Source organism: Thiomicrorhabdus hydrogeniphila (assembly GCF_054656895.1).
In genome coordinates this window covers 729263-750122 of sequence record NZ_BAAHXL010000001.1, presented here as the reverse complement: position 1 = coordinate 750122, position 20860 = coordinate 729263, and the positions used below count along the sequence as shown (strand labels likewise).

Below are 20860 nucleotides of genomic sequence, written 5' to 3'. Positions count from 1 at the left end.
GCTTTAAAAGAGATGCAACAGAAACAAAAAAGCCCCAGTCTTGCGACTAGGGCTTTAGAATTTGGCTCCCCAACCTGGACTCGAACCAGGGACATACGGATTAACAGTCCGGTGTTCTACCAACTGAACTATTGGGGAATAGTTATAAAGAGCGTGCTCTGTATGGGTGCGTATTATAGGGATTTATTTAAACGGTGCAACATATTTTTTAGTTTTTTTTTAAGTTTATAATGATAAAAAACAACCTGTAAATAAATCAATTAGTTAGCAGTGCTTAATATTTTGAATTATTTTCATAAAAAGTTAATTCTCTATTTTATTTAAACAACAACTACAAACAAAAGAAAAAACAGTACTATTATAATGTTTAAGGAATCAAGCTTGGTGCAAAGCACTGCACCAATAAAAAACAATAGACCTTGTTAAAACGCAACTTTATTTATTTTTTATTGGTTTTCTTGTTGTTTACGGCTGTTTTTTATTCATTTATTTTCAGACAGTTAATAACTTTTGTAGCCAATTTAGATTTACACTGGCTTGCATATTGCTACTTACTTGTTACTTGTATTATGCAAATATACTCGATTATTTGGTTCAATTTGATTGAACATAAAGCGCTCTTAATACTTAATTTAGAGTTGAATTTTAATAAAGTTTCACTAAAACTTCATTTACTTAAGCCACTAATCGCAGTAAAGTACGATTCATTACTTATTTAATTTTTTACTATAAAATTCTTAGGATTTATCTATGCCATCACTTCGTAAAGTTATTATTCCCGTTGCAGGACTTGGAACCCGTTTTTTACCTGCTACTAAAGCTATTCCAAAAGAGATGATTACGTTGGTTGATGAACCTCTTATTCAATATGTCGTTAGAGAAGCCGTATCGGCTGGTTTTACAGACATTATTTTGGTCACCCACTCTTCTAAAGGTGCCATTGAGAACCATTTTGACCATAACTTTGAATTAGAGAAAACCTTAGCGTTTAAAAATAAAACCGATTTATTAGAAAAGGTTGGCCATATTTTACCGAATGATGCCAATATCATTTCAGTACGCCAACCGCAGGCGTTAGGTTTAGGGCACGCGGTATTATGTGCAGCCCCTATTATTGGAGATGAAGATTTTGCTGTTATGCTGCCGGATGTCATATTAAATAATGAGTCGATCGATTTACGTAATATGGCGGCGGCCTTTAGAAAATCTGGTCACAGCCAAATAATGGTAGAACCCGTTCCTAAATCTGAGGTTGATAAATACGGAATTGCAGATTGTATGGGTGAAGAATTAAAACCAAGTCAATCAAGCAAAATGGCCGCCATTATAGAAAAACCTAATATTGAAGATGCGCCATCTAACCTTTCTGTTACTGGACGTTATGTTTTAGAAAACAATATTTTAAACCTGCTTAAAGTCACACCAAAAGGCGCTGGGAATGAAATTCAATTAACCGATGCGATTGCCCAGCTGATGGAAATTTCTGACGTAGATGCCTATTGCTTAGCTGGCAAAAGTTATGATTGTGGTGATAAGCTAGGTTATCTAAAAGCCTCCGTTCAATTTGCTGTTCAGCATCCAGAGTTGGGTGAAGAATTTAAAGCATGGTTAAAAGAGTACAGCCTATGAAGAAACTTGCTTCTTTCAGCACATTACAAGCACTGAGTGAGGTTGCCAAGCAACGTCATTCAGCCAGCCTTTTTACCGAAAATACCAACCGATTTGATGATTTTAATGTCAAATTACCAGGCCTGGTACTTGACTACTCTAAACAAAACATCACCATTGAAGAGCGTGATCACTTAATTAAATTGGCTGAAGAAGCCCAATTAAGTGAGTGGATTGAAAAGCTTTTTACTGGCGAAAAGGTTAACCAAACCGAAGGCCGTGCCGCAGGGCATACCGCCTTACGTGATGTAAAAAACCCTAAACCCGAAGTAAAACAACAATGGCAAAAAATGCAAGAAATTGTTGAGCGTATTCACAACAAGCAATTAAGAGGTTATTCGGGTAAAGCGATTACTGACGTGGTTAACATTGGGGTTGGTGGTAGTGATTTAGGCCCGTTGATGGTGACTCATGCGCTAAAAGGCCAAAGAACACAACATGCTCCAGAGTTGCATTTTGTCTCTACCTTAGACGGTAAACAGTTACAAAGAATCTTACGCACCCTTTCTGCAGAAACCACCTTATTTATTGTGGCTTCTAAATCTTTTACTACCATTGATACCTTATCATTAGCCACTACGGCTAAAGAGTGGATTGAAGAATATTCATCAACTCACGCTGGCACAATGCAGCACTTTATTGGTGTATCAACCAATGAACCAATGATGAATGAATGGGGTCTTTTACCAGAACATCAGCTTCTATTTTGGGATTGGGTTGGTGGTCGTTTCTCTTTATGGTCTACCATTGGATTAACCATTGCTTTGCAACAAGGAATGGAAGGTTTTAATGCCTTTTTACAGGGCGCAAATGAAATGGATATTCATTTCAGAGAAACGCCTTTTAAAGACAACGTACCTGCCATACTGGGTTTAATTAGTGTTTGGAATATTAACTTTTTAAATTTAGCAGGCCAGGCTATTTTGCCTTATGACTCACGCTTAAAATATCTCGCTAGCTACCTAGAACAATTGGTTATGGAAAGTAATGGTAAACACGTTAACCGCCAAGGTGAAAAAGTAGATTACCGTACCTGCCCTATTTTATGGGGTGAAGTTGGCCCTAATGCTCAACACGCTTTTTACCAGCTCATGCACCAAGGTACCGAACGCGTAATGGCTGACTTTATTCTTTATGCTCAAGCACATGGATCAACCGAAAGACATGTTTTTCACCATAACTTAAATGTGGCTAACTGCTTAGCGCAAAGTCGTGCCTTAATGGTGGGTCAAAAAGGTGAAGATCCACATAAAGACTACCCTGGTGGCCAGGTTTCTAACACCTTATTATTTGATAAACTCGACGCCAAACACCTAGGAATGTTAATAGCACTTTACGAACACAGCGTGTTTGTGCAATCGGTTATTTGGAATATCAACCCATTTGACCAATGGGGTGTGGAACTAGGTAAAAAAATCGCCATGGAAATTTTACAAAAAATTGAAGTTAAAGACTCAGCCAACCTAGACTCCTCTACTCAGGGCATTTTAGAGACAATATGGAGCCAACAAAATGAAAATTAATGTATTTGGAGATACTATCAGCGCCATGGTAAGTGCGGGTTGTTTAGCCGAAACAGGTAACAACGTTACATTAATTGGTAAACGCATTGGCGATCAAGCCGAACCAGGCCTGGTAGAATTATTGGACACTCAAATAGAATCTGGCCGTTTAACGATTTCTGAATCATTCAATGATCAAGCGGAATGCCATATTATTGCTTTAAGCCCAGATGATTGCTATAACGCAAGGTTAATAGCCAAAGAACTCGGCAAAAAAGCCTTAGCCGATAGCACCATGATCGTCCGGAGTAACTTTACGATTGGTTTAGCTAAAGAGTTAGCCCAAACCGCTAACTTAGAGTTTGCAGTAAATCCCGACTTTGCTGCAGATGGCCATGCAATTCAACGTTTTACACGCCCAGATAGAATTATTATTGGTACTTCAAGCCTTAAAATTAAAGAACAGCTTAAACAAATTTTTGCCCCTTATAACCGCAACCGTGATGTAATTATTAATATGTCACCCGCTTCTGCCGAATTAACTAAATATGGCACTAACGCCATGTTAGCTACTCGCATTTCTTTAATGAATGAGCTCGCCTCAATTGCAGAAAATATTGGCGCCGATATTGAAGAAGTTCGCTTAGGTTTGGGGGCTGATAAACGTATCGGTCGCGCTTACCTTTACCCTGGTATTGGTTTTGGTGGTGATAACTTTACCCGTGATTTAGAACGTATTCAGCTATTATTGCCTACGGCTCATCAATACGGTGGGCAAAGTTTATTGCAAGCGGTGATTGATATTAATGAAACGCGGATTCGGATAATAACTGCAATTTGGAAATAGGAAGAGCCAGTTGAGCTAAACTCACAGGCTTTTCCCGACCAAGAGAATTGCAAAATGAGTTATAGCCAACTGACTGAGTGTCAAAGATACCAGATTTACGCATTATTGAAAGAGAGATTGTCACAAAAAGCGATTGCCGAAAATATTGGATGTCATCCTTCTACCATCAGTCGAGAATTAAAGAATAATCGTGGTAAGCGTGGTTATCGCCCTAAACAAGCTCATTCCTTGAGTGTGAAGCGACGTAAAACCGCAAAAAAACGAATCAAATTGATTCCAAAGGTACAAGAAGCGATACGAAGTCTCATTAAACAAGACTTAAGTCCAGAACAGGCGGCAGACTACATTAAAAAACAGCTCAACATTTCGCTTCATCATGAAACTATCTACCAGTTCATTTATGAGGATAAGGCGGAAGGTGGACAGCTCTACAAGCACCTGCGTATAGCCAATAAACCCTATCGTAAGCGTTATGGAGGTTATGATTGTCGAGGTCAAATTGTTAACCGAGTCTCGATTGATGAACGACCTAAAGTCGTCGATGAAAAGATTCGAATTGGAGACTGGGAAGGCGATACGATCATTGGCAAAGGTCATAAAGGTGCACTATTAACCCTCGTGGAGCGAAAGACGCTTTACACCATTATTGTGCCATTACAGGGTAAGTTCGCAGACAAACTCAAAGAAGCCGTTATTGCTGTATTAGAACCACTCAAAGAGCGTGTGCATACGATAACGTATGATAATGGCAAAGAGTTTGCAGAACATAAGGCCATGGCAGAGGCATTGGACGCACAAGTGTTTTTTGCCCACCCTTATGCCTCATGGGAAAGAGGCATAAACGAAAATACGAATGGATTGATACGGCAGTATTTTCCTAAAGGCACTGACCTAAGGAGCATCACTCAAGAGCAAGTTCAATTTGTGATGGACAGATTAAATAATCGTCCTCGAAAAACACGAGGTGGTAAAACACCCAATGAATTATTTATGGGGCTGCAGGTAGATTTACTTGCAGCATAATTTAGAAATTGCGGTTATTACTTGAATCCGCGAAAACCAAAAAGAGCTATTTTTTAGAAAACTTTGGCAACATTTTGATTGCGATTTACAAGGTAAAACCATCTCACTTTGGGGGTTAGGTTACAAACCCAACACCACATCAATACAAAGCTCTGCCAGCTTAATGTTAATAAAGGCATTTATTAGCCAAGGTTGCTCGTTAAAACTGCACGACCCTTTTGCGTTAGATGCCGTTAAAACCTGGGTACACAAACACCTATCACCACACGATCAACATAAAGTCTCTTTTCATACCGAAATGTATGATGCAACCCACAATGCGGATGCACTTTGTGTGTTAACCGAATACAAAGCCTTTTGGTCACCTGACTTACAACAACTAAAAGAAAACATGAAAACTCACATTCTTTTAGATGGTCGTAACCTTTACAATAAGTATTGGGTTGAAGACAATCAATTTGCTTATTACGGTGTTGGCCGTTAACAGTTAAAATCACTATTTTTTGGTTTTACCAGGCCTGGTAAAACCAAATCAATGCTAAATTAAACGTTAATACATTTACAGAAACCTCTTAAACATCACCAATCTACCTAAAGAAAATACTGCTATGAAAAAACTACCTGCTTTTAAAGCCTATGACATTCGCGGCATTGTGCCACAAGACTTAAATGCTGATCTTGCCTATAAAATTGGTCGTGCATTTGCCAGCGAATTTACCCCCCAAAACATAGTCATTGGGCATGATATTCGTTTAGAGAGCCCAGAGTTGTCAGACGCCTTATGCAAAGGTTTAATGGATTCAGGCGTAAACATTATTCATTTAGGTTTATGCGGTACTGAAGAAGTGTATTTTGGCACATCACACTACCAAGCCGATGGCGGTATTATGGTAACCGCAAGCCATAACCCTAAAGGCCATAACGGCATGAAAATGGTCTCCAAAGGTTCACAACCTATTAGCGGTGACTCGGGTCTTAAAGCCATAGAACAGCGCGTATTAAATGAAGACTACATCGACCTCGCCAAAACAAAAGGCACTTTGTATTCAAAAACCGATAAAAGTGCCTATATTGATCATTTATTAACCTATATTGATGTAGAGAATTTACCTGAATTTACCATAGTGGTAAACGCAGGTAATGGTGCTGCAGGACCAACATTTGACCAGCTCGCTGAAAAACTGCCTTTTAATATTGTACGTTTACACCACGAAGCGAATGGCGACTTTCCACACGGTGTGCCTAACCCAATGATTGTTGAAAATCGAGCCATTACTTCACAAACCATTTTGGAAAGCAAAGCCGATTTTGGTGTGGCTTGGGATGGCGATTTTGACCGCTGTTTTTTATTTGATAAAGACGGCAATTTTATAGAAGGTTACTACCTAGTTGGTTTGCTTGCTGAAATGCTTTTGAAAAAACACCCAGGCGAAAAGATTGTGCATGATCCACGCTTAACCTGGAACACCATTGAACAAGTTAAACAAGCTGGCGGTGTACCCATTCAGTCTAAAACCGGTCATGCCTTTATTAAAGAGCGAATGCGTTTAGAAGATGCCATTTATGGTGGCGAAATGTCTGCCCACCACTATTTTAGAGATTTTGCCTATTGTGATAGCGGCATGATTCCGTGGCTATTAATTGCTGAATTAATGAGCACAACGGGTAAAAGTCTTTCTGATTTAATTACAGAACGTATGCAAGCCTATCCATGTAGTGGCGAGCTAAATTACAAAGTAAAAGACAGCGCTAAAATTCTGGCCGAAGTACAGCAAAAATACCAGGCCGAAAATCCAGTATTAGATGAAACCGATGGTATCAGTTTAGAGTTTAGTAACTGGCGAATGAATATTCGTTTGTCGAATACAGAACCGTTATTACGTCTTAATATTGAATCGCGTGGTGATGCAGAATTGGTTCAACAAAAAGTCAAAGAAATTGAAGCGATTATTTACAGTGAATAATGATTCTCTAGGGCTTTAAACTCAACTAAAACAATTCATTCTCCAATTCAAAATAAACCCCGTCATTATCCAGCTTGACTGGATAATCTTGCTTTTGTCGTTCAAGATTATCGGAGCAAGCCCGATAATGACGACTAAGGTTAGTTTATGGCTTCTACTGTCAGTATTAATTTTAAGCAAATTTGTTTTTACCAGGCCTTATATGTTGAAAGTGTTCTTCAGAAATGGAGAATTTACTAGGGACGCTTAGTAAAGGGATAGAGAGATCTTGTTACCAGGCCAAGGACACCGAAGTGATCCAGGTTATCAGATTAAGACCTTTATCCCCACACACTATAAACTGAACAGTATCTTAGGCAAACCGTCGTTTAGCCTGTATTCATAAGGTTAGTCTGCTCATAGTGTGATTTTACCAAGCAATAATTACCTTATCACAAAACATAAAGGTGGTAAATTATGACAACATATATTGGTGTTGATATAGGAAAAGAATACTTTGATGTCGCTATTGCTCAAACAAACGATGTTAAACGCTTTTTAAATGATGAACTTGGCTATAAAGCCCTAATCCAATGGATGCCTAATCAAAATTGTGCCATTGTCATGGAAGCCACTGGCAAATACTCGCTTGGCTTAGCTTTGGTACTTTATGAACAAAAGATTTCGGTTAGTGTCGTTAACCCAACCCGAATCAAGCGATATGCACAATCGCAACTGAATCGAACCAAGACCGATAAAGAAGATGCCAAACTTATTGCTGACTTTGCCATGACACAACGCCCAAAGCCATGGCAACCACCGTCGCCAACACTGCGTAAACTGCAAGAATGGCACAGAGTACAATCTCTACTAATAAAACAAGAGATTCAACTTAAAAATCAAATGGGTAGCAGCCTAGAGTTAGAGATTCAAGAGTTTGAACAAGAACAGATTGCGCATTTGAGTCAACAACTTAAAAAAATTGAAACCAAAATAAAAAAGTGCTTACGCTCAGACGATGAATTGCTGAGCCAAGTTAAGCTACTCGAAACCATACCCGGTATTGCTGAAGCCACCGCCACTCGGTTGTTAGTTGGAATTCGTGATATAAAGTATTTTGACAAAGCCAAGCACATGGCCAGTTTTATGGGACTTGCTCCGTTAATTCGTCAGTCAGGTAGCTCATTGAATAGCTCAAAGATGTCCAAAATGGGCGATGCCGAACTCAGAAAGGCATTGTATATGCCAGCATTAAGTGCCATTCAGCATAACCCTGTCATTAAGCGTTTTTCAGAACGGTTAAAAGCCAACGGCGTAAAAGGAAAGAAAAGAGTGGTGGCAATAATGAGAAAACTTATTCATATTGTGTTTGCCGTATTAAAGCACGGCAAACCTTTTGATCCAGAATATAAGAACTGTGCTTGACATCTAATGTTGAACACAGTATCTGGTAAATTTGCCCTGTCATTCCTGTCATTCCTGTCATTATCCTGCTTGACTGGATAATCTATCTTTGTCGTTCAAGATTACGGAGCAAGCCTGATAATGACGACTATGGTTAGTTTATGGATTTGTGGTTCACTCAAAAAACCAATTCTCTTAATCTACCCTTCTTAACCACCACCAAGAACCCACCAATAAAATCAAAGAAGGCCCTATTGCGGCTAAAATGACTGGGAACTGATATACCACGGCAACATTTCCAATGAGTTGGTTAAGCAAATGAAAGCCCATGCCTATCATGACCCCTAAAAAAATTCTTTGCCCAACACTCACTTGACGCATTGAGCCAAAAATAAGTGGAAACACAACCACGATCATGGCCAACACCATGATTGGCGTGTCTACTTTGCGCCAGAAAGAGAGTGCATAGGCACTGGAATCTAATCCATTTGCTTTTAAAAATGAGATGTAATGGTATAAATCCCAACCACTTAAATAACGGGTTTCAATATCAAGATTGGTTAAATCTTCTGGTTTTAACGGAAACGTTTTACTTAAATCGTCAAAACGTTTAGTGGCGTAATGCAAAGAATCTAACCTGTTTTCTGGTTGCTTAGTTAAAGCTAAGTCTACCTGTTTAACATTGTGAAACTTCCAGCCATTATCAAAATTTGCAGTTTTAGCTTGAACTAAACTCTGTATACGACCTTTATTTAAGGCATAGATTTCAATATTTCTTAACTCTGTGCTCGAAAGAATGCGCCCAACATGAATATATTGCGCCTCGTCTCTTATCCATAAACCATCTGAAGAACCTACCGAAAAGGTTTGATTTAATGCTTCTGCACGCATTTTTTTTGCGTAGGCTTCACTACTTGGTGCAACAAACTCTCCAACTAAAGCCATAACTAACCATAATAAAAAAGCCGTTTTAATCACCGCCCATAAAATTCGTCTAATGGACCAACCCGTCACTCTTAAAACAGTCAGTTCTGAATGATTTGCCAGGCTTCCTAAACCCATTAAGGTACCGATTAATAACGCAATGGGAAAGACTTCAAAACTGTAAACGGGTACTTTTAATAATGTATAAAACGCCCCCAAACCTAATGTATAGGTGTCGGTTAATTTGCCCACTTGATTCATAAATTCAAAAAAAGAAAAAATGACCATGAGCACTAACAACACCAATAATGTGTAACTAAGCACAACGCCGCCAAGATAACGTTCTATTCTGTTCATGCTTTTTTACTCCCAGCGGGAATGAATTTACTTAAAGTTATTTGTTTAAAGTCTGTTAATGCAACCCAACCAAATAATAAGACAACTGGCCATAATCCTAACCATACAGGCCAAGCCCCGTTTTCTAATCCATCTCGTCCAACCACCAGTAATTGGTTGTATAAAATATACATAACCAATGCAAAAAATATTTTGCCAAAACGCCCTTCTCTTGGGCCTGTTTTACTCATTTTTAAACCCAACAAGCCAAGTACCAAAATTCCAAATGGCGTCACTAATCGCCATTGCAACATAGACTGCTCTTTTAAATCATCTGATCCAAAAAGTTCGATTGTCGGCTTTTCATAGATTTTGGCGTGTAATTTAGCGGGTGTTAATTCAGGTAAATAACCTTCAAAACGTTGATATTTTTGTACCGTTACATCTTCATTACCATGTAAACCGCTGTAGCTATAACCATTTTCTAGAACTAAAACCACTCGGTTATTAATCCATTCAAACTGCCCTTTTGGCGCAACCAAAAGTAAGTCATCATCTTTAGATTCATATTTAAGCCAAACCGCTTTCATTTGGCCTTTGTCATTAATAGACTTGGCGTACAACACGCCTTGGTTATTAGGTAACGGATTAAATTTACCAGGTACCAATCCCACTAAAGGTGAGATAGTTTGAGCTTGAGAAATAATTTCACGTTCTTGTTGATAAGACCAAGGTGTTAAAAACAGACTAATGCCTGCTGTAATGAAAGCCACGGGCAATAAAAAAGCAAAGGTCATTTTTTTAAAGTACTTGGAGCCTATAGCACAACTATTTAACACCACCATTTCTTGATCTTGATATAAACGTCCCATGGCTAACATAACGGCTAGCAAGGCCACTAAGGGCAAAATAATTTCAAGAGCCGCGGGTATTTTTAACAATAATAATTGCATAACGACAGAAGCAGGTATATCGCCCTTCATGGCATCAGCCAAGAGCTTTGTGGCCTCGCTTCCAAAGGTAATTAACAACAATACCAGCAGCACAGCAATAAAGGTAAAGCCCAACTCTTTAAAAATATATTTATCTAGAATTCGCAAAAACTCGTCCACTCAATTAAAATAACTTAAATACGCACAGTTGAGACCTTTGCACACACCACATTCGTACAACGGTTTCAGTTAAAACGCTTTTACTTACGATTTTACTTAATGCCAGCCATTATACCTAACCTAAGATTAACGGCTTACATATTCAAAGTGAATCAAACGTAATCAAAGCAACTCACAATACACGGTAAAAAGGCAACTTATCCATGAAATCTATTCAATTTTCTTTTGCAACAGACTTAAATACTATCGACACATTGATTTTACCAGTAACCGATAATGGCACCTTGCCACAGGGTATTGATAACATTCCTTTTCTGCCGCAACTTGAATCTTTTATAGAAGAACTGCATCTAGCAGGCGATTTTTCTGGCAAGGTAGGCTCAACGTTACTGTTAGTTAAACCCAAAGACATTGCTGTAAAACGTCTTATTTTAGTGGGCATGGGCAATGCTGAAGAGCTATCAACCAAAAGTTATTTAACTGCTTTACAAGCGGCCGCCGATTCTCTTGATCATTGTGGCACTTTAGAAGCCATTAACGCCTTAATCTTTGTGGCTCCAAATACTATTGGTACAAATTTCCAGGCCTGGTCAGTCATGCAAAACGCCCAAGTCTTTCAAAGAAGTTTTTACGACTATGATCACCAAAGCCGTGGTGAACATACTGCCAAAGATCCTAAATTAGCAAGCATGATTTTTCCGTGTGCACCACAAACTGAAGCGCTTGAACAAGGTCAAGCTACCGCTTTAGGTATGGCATTAACTCAAGATTTAGCCAATATGCCAAGTAACTTTTGTACACCAAGCTATTTAGCCGACACGGCAATTCAATTAGGAAAAGACTACGGTTTTGAGGTCAATATTTTAGACCGTGAAGAGATGATTGAAATGGGCATGGGTTCATTTATGGCCGTTGCTCAAGGGGGTTCTACTCCGCCAAAAATGATTTGCATCTCTTACAACGGCGGCGAAGCTAATGATGCGCCAATTGCTTTAGTGGGTAAAGGGGTTACTTTTGATACAGGTGGAATTTCTCTTAAACCTGGCCAAGCAATGGATGAAATGAAATACGATATGGGCGGTGCCGCCACCGTGTTAGGTGTGTTTAAAGCTCTTGGTGAATTAAAACCAAACATTAACGTGGTTGCGGTCATTCCATCAACTGAAAACATGCCTTCTGGCGAAGCCATTAAGCCTGGTGATGTTGTGACTTCTTTATCAGGACAAACCATTGAAGTGCTAAATACCGATGCCGAAGGTCGTTTAATCTTATGTGATGCTTTAACCTATGCACAACAAACTTATAAACCTGCAAAAGTGATTGATATGGCCACCTTAACAGGCGCTTGTATTATTGCATTAGGTCACCATGTTTCTGCCATTATGGGTAACAACCAACAACTAGTAAGCGATTTATTAACGGCGGGTGAAAACACTTATGATCGTTTTTGGCAAATGCCTTTAGGCGAAGAGTGGGACGAGCAACTAAAATCTAACTTTGCAGATATGGCCAATATTGGTGGGCGTCCTGGTGGATCAATTACTGCCGCACAATTTTTAGCTCGCTTTACAAAAGAAGTCGATTGGGCACATTTGGACATTGCGGGAACGGCTTGGGTAAGTGGTGCAAACAAAGGCGCAACAGGTCGTCCTGTGCCTGCTTTGGTTGAATTTTTGTTAAATGAAACGCACAAAGCATAATGGCGTTAAATGAATAACACACAAACCAAAAACACAACAAATCAGGCTAATAACACGCCAGAAACACAACCCGCTGATGTGCTGTTTTATGTATTAAGCACCACTCAGCCTTCTGAGCGAGAAGCATTTTTAAGCAAGTTGCTAAACACCATTTGGAAACAGCAACGGTTGTGTGATGTGCGTTTTGCTAACCAGCAAGATGCACAGCGTTATGATTTAACTTTGTGGGATGCCAAACCACAAAGTTTTATTCATCACAGCTTAGAAAACACAGTTAAAGCCCCTATTCAATTATTTGGTGAAACCGTTCATTCAAAATGCAAAGACGTACTAATCAATCTACACCCTGAGTTTCCGACTATTTATAATCAATATCAAAGAACTATTGAAATATTGGACCAGTCTGACTATTTAATCAAAATGGGTAGAGAGCGCTGGAAAGCTTATAAAAAAGCCGGTATAGAACCCACTATTCATAAAATATAATTTTTTTAATGCCGTAACCAAAGTCTGTTTTAACAGGCCTGGTAAACCTTCTATCTGTCTATATTTTTAAGTATAGGGTAAATTGGCATTAAACAAAAAAACATAGCCTAAAACGACACTCTCTATTATGATAGCTAAGCAAATTACCTATATAGTTATACGTATAAAGAACTTTGTGCAAGATGGCGACACAGAGTCTTGTGTATTTTTTATGAACTGTTCTGGAGTTAAATTTACATGGATATTACCCAATTACTTGAATTTAGTGTGCAGCAAGGTGCATCGGATTTACACCTATCCGTTGGTCAACCACCTATTATTCGTAAAGACGGTGACGTACAACGAATAGAAGCACCTAATCTTGAGTCAGAACAGCTGCAAACCATGATCTACGACATTATGAATGATGAACAACGTCGTGGTTTTGAATCTGAACTAGAATCTGACTTCTCTTTTGAACTTCCACAAATTGCTCGTTTCAGGGCAAATGTATTTATGCATAACCGGGGTATTGGGGCGGTCTTTCGTACCATTCCTAGTAAAATAATTACCCTAGAAGAGTTAGGTGCACCTGAAAGCTTTAAAAGTATTGCCAGTTTTCCACGTGGTTTGGTTTTAGTTACAGGGCCTACGGGTTCGGGTAAATCGACCACCCTTGCGGCCATGATTGACTTTGTAAATAAAAAAGATGCCGCACATATATTAACGGTTGAAGATCCAATAGAATTTGTTCACCAACCCATTCGTTGCTTAATTAACCAACGTGAGGTGCATCGTGATACTAAAAGTTTTACTAATGCCTTACGTTCAGCCTTGCGTGAAGATCCAGACGTTATTCTAGTAGGTGAGATGCGTGACCTTGAGACCATTCGATTAGCCCTGACTGCGGCCGAAACCGGTCACTTAGTATTTGGTACTTTGCACACCAGTTCAGCGGCTAAAACCATTGACCGTATTATTGATGTGTTTCCTGCTGAAGAAAAAGAGATGGTTCGTGCCATGTTATCGGAGTCTTTACAAGCCGTTATCTCACAAACACTTCTTAAAAAAACGGGTGGTGGGCGTATTGCCGCACATGAAATCATGTTGGTCAATTCCGCCATTCGTAATTTAATACGTGAAGCCAAAATACCGCAAATGTTTTCCGTTATACAAACTTCAAAAGCAATTGGTATGCAAACCATAGATCAAAACTTGCAAGACTTGGTTGCGCGTAACGTAATTTCACGTGATGATGCCCGTGCTAAAGCGGTAAATAAATCGCTATTCCAATAGTCTATAAATGGCCTCGTAATTAAATATGGTAATAAAACATGACGAATGATCACGAAAACTTAACTGAGCTACAAAAGTTATTGATATTTTTCACCAATAAGGGAGGTTCTGATTTATTTATAACCGCTGGCCGCCCCGCAACCATGAAAAAAGATGGTCATTTATATACCTTAACAGAAGACAAGTTAACCGCTGATACAGCTCAATCTCTAGCCTTTCAGGTTATGAATCATGATCAATTGACCACATTTCAAAATACGCAAGAGAGCAACTTTGCCTACCATATTAGTGGTATTGCTCGTTACCGTGTTAACGTTTTTATGCAACGTGGCACCCCTGGTATGGTTATTCGTTCTGTTCATACTGAAATACCAAAATTTGAAGACTTAAACCTACCGCCAATTTTAAAAGAAACGGTTATGGACAAGCATGGCTTAGTTCTTATTGTGGGTGGAACAGGTTCTGGTAAGTCAACAACACTAGCAAGTTTGGTTGATGTACGAAACTCAACTCGAGATGATCATATCATCACCATAGAAGATCCAATTGAATTTGTACATCGCCACAAAAAAAGCATTGTCACTCAACGTGAAGTGGGCGTTGATACCGACAGTTACGACAGTGCGCTAAAAAACACCTTGCGACAAGCGCCTGATGTTATTCTTATTGGTGAGATTCGTAGTAGAGATACCATGCAACATGCAATTGCGTTCTCTGAAACAGGTCACTTATGTTTATCAACCTTACACGCCAATAACACCAACCAAACTTTAGACCGAATCATTAACTTCTTTCCGGCAGATCAGCGCCAACATATATTGATGGATTTATCACTTAACCTTAAAGCGGTGATTTCTCAACGCCTTATTCCTAAAATAGGTGGCGGACAAATTGCCGCCGTAGAAGTATTAATTAATACCCCTCGTATTGCTGAATTGATTTTTAGCGGTAAAGTTAATGAAATTAAACAGCTTATGCAAAATTCAAATGCATTAGGTATGCAAACCTTTGACCAAGCCTTGTTTGATTTATATGAAAATGGTCTTATTACCTATAAAGATGCCTTGCGTGGGGCAGATTCAATGAATGATTTACGTTTAAATATCAAATTAAATAGTAAACTACCGCAACCTCAAGATAGTAGCAATAATGACTCAGCTGCTGATTCAATTTCATTTAGTTTAAAAACGGATGAAACGTAAACTAAACCTTAAAACAATAAAGAATTTACATGCTTTCAAAAACACTTTGGTTATCACTTTTCGCATTTTACCAGGCCTGGTTCGTTTATGCTTCGGCCAACACAACACCCAGTACCCAGCCAAACAATACAGCAATGACCAACGGTCAAACCGCTAAAATTGAAACGAGCAATAACCAAGCAATAAAAGACTTTTGTTTAGACTTATCTAAAAAATTACGCACCGTAAAATATCAAGGATGCTTAGATTTAGATTTAAAAGAAACCGGTTATAAGAGTGTACAAGGCAGACTTTTAACTGAGCGTCACTTTAAACCTAACGCAAAATTTAAAGACTTACCTAAAGGCCGCATTTTATTTATTAGTGGCATTCACGGTGACGAATATTCGGCAATAAGTATTACCTACCTGTGGATGCAAAATATGATTAAGCATCAAGCTGACACGCGTCAACATTGGTTGTTTTTTCCTCTGGTGAATCCTGATGGTCTATTTAGAAATCCAGCCACTCGCATTAATGCCGATAATGTTGATTTAAACCGTAACTTTCCATCACCCGACTGGGATGAATTAGCAATTGATTATTGGACAAAATATTATAAAAAGAATAAACGACGTTACCCAGGTAAATCCGCTAATTCAGAACCAGAAACCCAATGGCTAGTTAAAACCATTGAAGAATTTAAACCCGATGCCATTATCTCTATTCATGCCCCTTACGGCTTACTAGACTATGATGGACCAGACCATGCCGTACCCAATAAAATTGGCGGTTTAAAACACCGAGAACTTGGAACCTACCCGGGTTCATTAGGGCGCTATGCAGGCGAATACTTAAATATACCTGTGTTAACCTTAGAACTACGTTCTGCGGGCTCAATGCCTAGCCAAAAAGAGATTTATACCATGTGGCAAGATGTTGAAAAATGGACTATGACTAAAATTCAAGGATTAGATGAAAACTCCATTAAACAAACTTACCGTGTTGGCGATGCACCTAAAGGCATGAAATACCAATCAAAGTAATTTAAAAATACACATAAAAAAGGCCTGGTTTCGCATTCGTGAAACCAGGCCTGTAATTTTAATAATTTAAAACTTTGTATAAAATGGCTTATACAACATAGAGCCAAAAGCTAAACGTTTATTTGGTTGCCATTTGAATATTATTTTTAGACTGTACCAAAACCTTCCAATCACCATCTGAATCACGTTTCCAGTATTGCTGTACCAAAGTATTTTTTTCAGTGCCAGGAAAGGTAATATAGTATAAATTTTCTTCATCAGGATAGCGGTAAACACTAACATCTTGCCAATTTACTACGTGTTCATTATCAGCCAACCACCCTTTTACATCTTGCAGTAACTTTTGCTTACTTTCTACAAAACCAGAATTGGCATGTTTTTGATCTACAATAAGTACAGGGGTTGAGTAAGGTAGTTGGTAATCAGCTAAGAGTCGTTTCATTGCTGTATTATTTAATACAACACAGCCACGGCTGGCTTTTGGGGCTCGAATATACGTATCGCTAGGTACACCGTGCAACCAAATTCCAGACCCTGTTTTACCGTGTTCTTTATCCCAGTCATTAGGATAATTTAGCGGTAAAGCCCCCACGCCATAAAGATCTGGCAAACTAGAATCGGGTAATAAGTCAACAACATGATAAACACCAATAGGCGTTCGGTTATCCCCCTCTTTTTGTTTACCACTGCCTTTACGTCCCATGGTAACGTAATAATCTGCAACGCGCACCATTTGCCCTTTACTGTTACGCTCAAATAAATACAAACGACTCTCTTGAAGAGAAACCAAAACAATATTTTTTTGGTGGGCTGTTTTTAATACAAAGTCATCAAAATGGGCATTGTTTTTTAAACTTTCTTTAGAAAACTGCCAACGCACTTCCGCTTCAGCCAATAAACTATCTACGGATTTTGGATTTTTTTTATAAACGGCTTTTTGTAGATTTGTTTGACCCGTTTTAGCCGCTAATAAATCGGCTTTAATCAATTGTGCTAATTTATATTTTGGATATTCTTTTTCTAATTCAGAAATATTAGATAAAGCCGTATCTAACTGTAAGTTTTGTATATCATTTAATGTCGATAATAGCTTTTGTTCTGCTTTAATTACCTCATCTGCCAATACGTTATGAAATAGCGTTGAAACAAACGATAAGGTCACCCCTGCAGACATCGATAAAACCGATTTACGAAATGATTTACGTCCTGGCTTACTTACCGACAATACTGAGATATTACTTTTGGCCATACATCACAACCTCTTGAATGATCTTCCAAGTACCTTCTGTCTTTTTCCAAAGTAAAACTTTATATACATCGTCTTTAAAACGGTCTGAATGGTAGCGCTGTAAAAAGCGTGTACGCATCATTGTTGATGAAATTGGGGTGATTTGAATATCGTCTAAAAATACTTTAATAAACTTAGGGTTTTGTAGGCTACGGTAACGCCCTTTTTCCCATGTAGAATAGCGCATACCGTTTTTAGGTAAAAAATTATTTTTATCATAAAAAGATAAATACGATTTTACGTCTTGATTAGCCCAAGCATGTCGCCATTGTTCTAACGATTTTTTAACCACTCGCAAGCCATCTGCATTTTTTGCATCAGTGATTACATTGTCTGTTGGTAAGGTAGCTTGTTTAACATCAAAATATAGCCATTTAGCCGAAGGTTGTTTTACCGCCGTTTCTTTAAAGATTTTTTGATACGCTTTCTGGGCGTCGTATGCATAAATTTCATTTAAATTATTTAGGGTAACTGCGACTTGTGCATCAGCCTGTAAAGCGGTATCTAAACGTTTTTTAGCCTCTTCATACTTTTTTTGCTTCATATAAATAACGGCAATATTATTTTCAATTGCACGTTTTAACTCTGGAACTAATTCACTTGAATCACTTAATGTTGTCCAGATTTTTAAAGCTTGATCATATGAACCTTTTTTGGCTAAATTTAAACCATTTTGAAACTGTTCCGCCTGGTTAACGAGTTCATTTTTAACAGGCTCTTTAGCGAATACAGAGAAACTTAACGTCAATAAGAAACACGCGTTTAACGCAATAAAAATATCGCGTATTTTGTTTGTTAATATAAAATTTGAATTTGTATTTTTATACATAAAAATGAATTTAAACCATGCGTTAAATAGATAAAACCTTACAGGTAAAAGTATTGCATAAAATACCGAACTTACTCTTTTAAACAACTTTTTAGTAGAGACTTTATAAATTATATTGTAATTTTAAAATAACGGGGTATTTTAGCGTAAATCTCCAATGCCAACCATATTAGTTTTGAGTGTTTTTAGTTCATCACGTAATTTTGCAGCTAACTCAAAATCTAGTTCCTTGGCCGCTTTATACATCTGTTTTTCTATTTTTTTAATTTGAGTGGCTTGTTCTGCGGGTGATAGCCTTTTTTGTGGCTCATAATCCACATTATTTTCAGCCACTTTTTTAGATTTACCAGGCCTGGTAGATTTAGCTGCATAAGGTGAATCATCTAAGATATCACTGACTTTTTTATTTAAACCTTGTGGTGTAATACCACGCTCAAGATTATATTGAATTTGTTTTTCTCTACGCCGTTCAGTTTCGCCAATTGCACTTTCCATCGACTTGGTAATTTTGTCAGCATATAAAATGGCTTTACCTTCTACATTACGTGCCGCACGGCCAATGGTTTGTATTAGCGAACGTTCAGAACGTAAAAAACCTTCCTTATCGGCATCCAAAATAGCCACTAAGGCTACTTCAGGAATATCCAACCCTTCTCTTAATAAGTTAATACCAATTAAGACATCAAACTCACCTAAACGTAAATCACGAATAATTTCTATACGCTCTACCGTATCAATATCTGAATGCATATAACGAACACGTACACCGTGATCTTCAAAGTATTCGGTCAGATTTTCGGCCATACGTTTGGTTAAGGTAGTTACTAAAATACGCTGCCCTTTTTCTGCCCTCCATGTAATTTCACCCAATAGGTCATCTACTTGCGTTAAGGCTGGACGCACTTCTATAATCGGGTCTAACAAACCTGTTGGTCGCACCACTTGCTCAACCATAGTGGAACAATGTTCGGCTTCATATTTACCCGGCGTGGCAGACACAAAAATACTCTGCGGCATCGCTCGTTCAAACTCTTCAAACATCATTGGGCGATTATCTAAGGCTGAAGGCAAACGGAAGCCATAACCTACCAAGTTTTCTTTACGAGAACGGTCGCCTTTATACATACCACCAATTTGCGGGATGGTCACATGGCTTTCATCAATCACTAGCAAAGAATTTTTAGGAAAGTAATCCATTAAAGTCGGTGGTGGTTGCCCTGCTTCTCTGCCCGACAAATACCGAGAATAATTTTCTATACCCGTGCAGTAACCCAGCTCTACCATCATCTCTATATCAAGTTTGGTACGTTCTTCTAAACGCTGGGCTTCAACTAACTTATTCATGGTTCGAAGTTGTTCTAAACGTTCTTTAAGTTCAACCTTAACCTTTTCTACCATCTCCAAAACACGCTCTTTGGGGGTAACGTAATGCGATTTTGGATAAACCGTTACTCGAGTTGGTCTTGTTAACACTTCTCCGGTTAAAGGATCAAACCAAGCAATACTTTCCACTTCATCATCAAATAACTCAATACGTACTGCGTATTCTTCCGCCTCAGCAGGGAAAATATCAATCACATCGCCACGTACTCTAAAGTTACCACGCCATAGTTCAATATCGTTACGGTTATATTGCATTGAGGTTAAGCGAGTAAGAATATCGCGTTGCGTAATTTTATCGCCCAAACGTACTTGCAAAATCATCTTGAGATACATTTCCGGATCACCCAAACCATAAATCGCGGAAACGGTGGCAATTAAAATCACATCTTCACGCTCTAATAAGGCTTTGGTGGCCGATAAACGCAACTGTTCTATCTGTTCATTAACCGAGGAGTCTTTAGAAATATAAGTATCTGAAGCGGGAACATAAGCTTCAGGCTGATAATAATCATAATAAGAAACAAAGTATTCCACCGCGTTATTAGGGAAAAACCCTTTCATCTCACCATAAAGTTGCGCGGCAAGCGTTTTGTTATGCGCCAAAATAATGGTAGGTCTTTGCACGGTTTTAATGACGTTAGCAATGGTAAAAGTTTTACCCGAACCCGTAACCCCTAAAAGGGTTTGATACGCCTCTCCATCTTCAATTCCCTCAACTAATTGAGCAATTGCAGAGGGTTGGTCACCATTGGGTTTATACTGTGAAACTAATTCAAATGCTTTTGACACATTTTTTCCTTTAAAAATACCTATAAAATCCAGTAGAATGGAAGGCATTAACTATTTATGAGCTCTAGTGGGGTTTTTGCGCAATTTTCGCAAAGATTTCTTTATTATACCTGCTCAACCACCT

Annotated in this window: 17 protein-coding genes and 1 tRNA gene; 12 read left to right on the top strand and 6 right to left on the bottom strand. The window is 38.5% G+C overall.

The annotated features are described in order from the left end of the window. Positions 1 to 62: 62 nt before the first annotated feature. A tRNA-Asn gene (locus ACYQ0E_RS03160) sits at positions 63 to 138 on the bottom strand. 612 nt (positions 139 to 750) lie between these two features. On the opposite strand from ACYQ0E_RS03160, the gene galU reads away from it, so the two are divergent. From galU to ACYQ0E_RS03125, 7 genes are all read left to right on the top strand, one after another. Continuing rightward, the gene (galU, locus tag ACYQ0E_RS03155) at positions 751 to 1629 is read left to right on the top strand and encodes a UTP--glucose-1-phosphate uridylyltransferase GalU (protein WP_460186798.1); all 879 of its coding nucleotides are present in this window, start codon (positions 751 to 753) and stop codon (positions 1627 to 1629) included. Beyond that, positions 1626 to 3191, top strand: a complete 1566-nt coding sequence (gene pgi / locus ACYQ0E_RS03150) for a glucose-6-phosphate isomerase (protein WP_460186797.1) — start codon at positions 1626 to 1628, stop codon at positions 3189 to 3191. Before galU ends, pgi begins: the two co-directional genes overlap by 4 nt. Next, complete coding sequence (locus tag ACYQ0E_RS03145) at positions 3181 to 4017, top strand: hypothetical protein (RefSeq protein WP_460186796.1); 837 nt, start codon at positions 3181 to 3183, stop codon at positions 4015 to 4017. The genes pgi and ACYQ0E_RS03145 overlap by 11 nt, the downstream gene beginning before the upstream one ends. A gap of 54 nt (positions 4018 to 4071) precedes the next feature. Next, a complete protein-coding gene (locus tag ACYQ0E_RS03140) occupies positions 4072 to 5040 on the top strand; it encodes an IS30 family transposase (RefSeq protein WP_460186618.1) in 969 nt (322 codons plus the stop codon). A gap of 25 nt (positions 5041 to 5065) precedes the next feature. Further along, the gene (locus ACYQ0E_RS03135) at positions 5066 to 5524 is read left to right on the top strand and encodes a UDP binding domain-containing protein (RefSeq protein ID WP_460188690.1); all 459 of its coding nucleotides are present in this window, start codon (positions 5066 to 5068) and stop codon (positions 5522 to 5524) included. Positions 5525 to 5648: 124 nt separating this feature from the next. Continuing rightward, positions 5649 to 7004, top strand: a complete 1356-nt coding sequence (locus ACYQ0E_RS03130; protein WP_460186795.1) for a phosphohexomutase domain-containing protein — start codon at positions 5649 to 5651, stop codon at positions 7002 to 7004. 456 nt (positions 7005 to 7460) lie between these two features. Beyond that, positions 7461 to 8408, top strand: a complete 948-nt coding sequence (locus ACYQ0E_RS03125; RefSeq protein ID WP_460186573.1) for an IS110 family RNA-guided transposase — start codon at positions 7461 to 7463, stop codon at positions 8406 to 8408. A 174-nt stretch (positions 8409 to 8582) separates the two neighbouring features. On the opposite strand, the gene lptG is transcribed toward ACYQ0E_RS03125, so the two are convergent. Next, positions 8583 to 9668: an LPS export ABC transporter permease LptG gene (lptG, locus tag ACYQ0E_RS03120; protein WP_460186794.1), complete on the bottom strand. Its 1086-nt coding sequence runs from the start codon at positions 9666 to 9668 to the stop codon at positions 8583 to 8585. Then, positions 9665 to 10747 (bottom strand): LPS export ABC transporter permease LptF, encoded by a 1083-nt coding sequence (gene lptF, locus ACYQ0E_RS03115; protein WP_460186793.1) that lies wholly within the window; start codon positions 10745 to 10747, stop codon positions 9665 to 9667. Before lptF ends, lptG begins: the two co-directional genes overlap by 4 nt. 215 nt (positions 10748 to 10962) lie before the next feature. Here lptF and ACYQ0E_RS03110 point away from each other — a divergent pair, with 215 nt between their 5' ends. The 5 genes from ACYQ0E_RS03110 to ACYQ0E_RS03090 all read left to right on the top strand — a co-directional run bounded on the left by ACYQ0E_RS03110 (position 10963) and on the right by ACYQ0E_RS03090 (position 16447). Then, complete coding sequence (locus ACYQ0E_RS03110; protein WP_460186792.1) at positions 10963 to 12459, top strand: leucyl aminopeptidase; 1497 nt, start codon at positions 10963 to 10965, stop codon at positions 12457 to 12459. Between the two features lie 9 nt (positions 12460 to 12468). Further along, positions 12469 to 12945, top strand: coding sequence for a DNA polymerase III subunit chi (locus ACYQ0E_RS03105; protein ID WP_460186791.1), 477 nt, complete (start codon positions 12469 to 12471; stop codon positions 12943 to 12945). Positions 12946 to 13182: 237 nt separating this feature from the next. Further along, positions 13183 to 14220 carry a type IV pilus twitching motility protein PilT gene (locus ACYQ0E_RS03100; RefSeq protein ID WP_460186790.1) on the top strand — a complete coding sequence of 346 codons (1038 nt, stop codon included), beginning with the start codon at positions 13183 to 13185 and terminating at the stop codon, positions 14218 to 14220. 38 nt (positions 14221 to 14258) lie between these two features. Next, positions 14259 to 15422, top strand: a complete 1164-nt coding sequence (locus ACYQ0E_RS03095; RefSeq protein ID WP_460186789.1) for a PilT/PilU family type 4a pilus ATPase — start codon at positions 14259 to 14261, stop codon at positions 15420 to 15422. A gap of 29 nt (positions 15423 to 15451) precedes the next feature. Further along, positions 15452 to 16447 carry a M14 family zinc carboxypeptidase gene (locus ACYQ0E_RS03090; protein ID WP_460186788.1) on the top strand — a complete coding sequence of 332 codons (996 nt, stop codon included), beginning with the start codon at positions 15452 to 15454 and terminating at the stop codon, positions 16445 to 16447. 118 nt (positions 16448 to 16565) lie between these two features. On the opposite strand, the gene ACYQ0E_RS03085 is transcribed toward ACYQ0E_RS03090, so the two are convergent. The 3 genes from ACYQ0E_RS03085 to uvrB form a co-directional block, all read right to left on the bottom strand. Continuing rightward, positions 16566 to 17696 (bottom strand): L,D-transpeptidase family protein, encoded by a 1131-nt coding sequence (locus tag ACYQ0E_RS03085; RefSeq protein ID WP_460186787.1) that lies wholly within the window; start codon positions 17694 to 17696, stop codon positions 16566 to 16568. Beyond that, positions 17683 to 18483, bottom strand: a complete 801-nt coding sequence (locus tag ACYQ0E_RS03080; protein WP_460186786.1) for a L,D-transpeptidase Cds6 family protein — start codon at positions 18481 to 18483, stop codon at positions 17683 to 17685. Before ACYQ0E_RS03080 ends, ACYQ0E_RS03085 begins: the two co-directional genes overlap by 14 nt. Positions 18484 to 18705: 222 nt before the next feature. After that, entirely contained in the window at positions 18706 to 20736 is a 2031-nt protein-coding gene (gene uvrB / locus ACYQ0E_RS03075) for an excinuclease ABC subunit UvrB (RefSeq protein WP_460186785.1), read from the bottom strand. Between the last annotated feature and the right edge of the window lie 124 nt (positions 20737 to 20860).

Bases quoted from the DNA above. Each gene is read 5' to 3' on its own strand.
- galU (WP_460186798.1), top strand. From the start codon at position 751: ATGCCATCACTTCGTAAAGTTATTATTCCCGTTGCAGGACTTGGAACC.
- pgi (WP_460186797.1), top strand. From the start codon at position 1,626: ATGAAGAAACTTGCTTCTTTCAGCACATTACAAGCACTGAGTGAGGTT.
- ACYQ0E_RS03145 (WP_460186796.1), top strand. From the start codon at position 3,181: ATGAAAATTAATGTATTTGGAGATACTATCAGCGCCATGGTAAGTGCG.
- ACYQ0E_RS03140 (WP_460186618.1), top strand. From the start codon at position 4,072: ATGAGTTATAGCCAACTGACTGAGTGTCAAAGATACCAGATTTACGCA.
- ACYQ0E_RS03130 (WP_460186795.1), top strand. From the start codon at position 5,649: ATGAAAAAACTACCTGCTTTTAAAGCCTATGACATTCGCGGCATTGTG.
- ACYQ0E_RS03125 (WP_460186573.1), top strand. From the start codon at position 7,461: ATGACAACATATATTGGTGTTGATATAGGAAAAGAATACTTTGATGTC.
- lptG (WP_460186794.1), bottom strand. From the start codon at position 9,668: ATGAACAGAATAGAACGTTATCTTGGCGGCGTTGTGCTTAGTTACACA.
- ACYQ0E_RS03110 (WP_460186792.1), top strand. From the start codon at position 10,963: ATGAAATCTATTCAATTTTCTTTTGCAACAGACTTAAATACTATCGAC.
- ACYQ0E_RS03105 (WP_460186791.1), top strand. From the start codon at position 12,469: ATGAATAACACACAAACCAAAAACACAACAAATCAGGCTAATAACACG.
- ACYQ0E_RS03100 (WP_460186790.1), top strand. From the start codon at position 13,183: ATGGATATTACCCAATTACTTGAATTTAGTGTGCAGCAAGGTGCATCG.
- ACYQ0E_RS03095 (WP_460186789.1), top strand. From the start codon at position 14,259: ATGACGAATGATCACGAAAACTTAACTGAGCTACAAAAGTTATTGATA.
- ACYQ0E_RS03090 (WP_460186788.1), top strand. From the start codon at position 15,452: ATGCTTTCAAAAACACTTTGGTTATCACTTTTCGCATTTTACCAGGCC.
- ACYQ0E_RS03085 (WP_460186787.1), bottom strand. From the start codon at position 17,696: ATGGCCAAAAGTAATATCTCAGTATTGTCGGTAAGTAAGCCAGGACGT.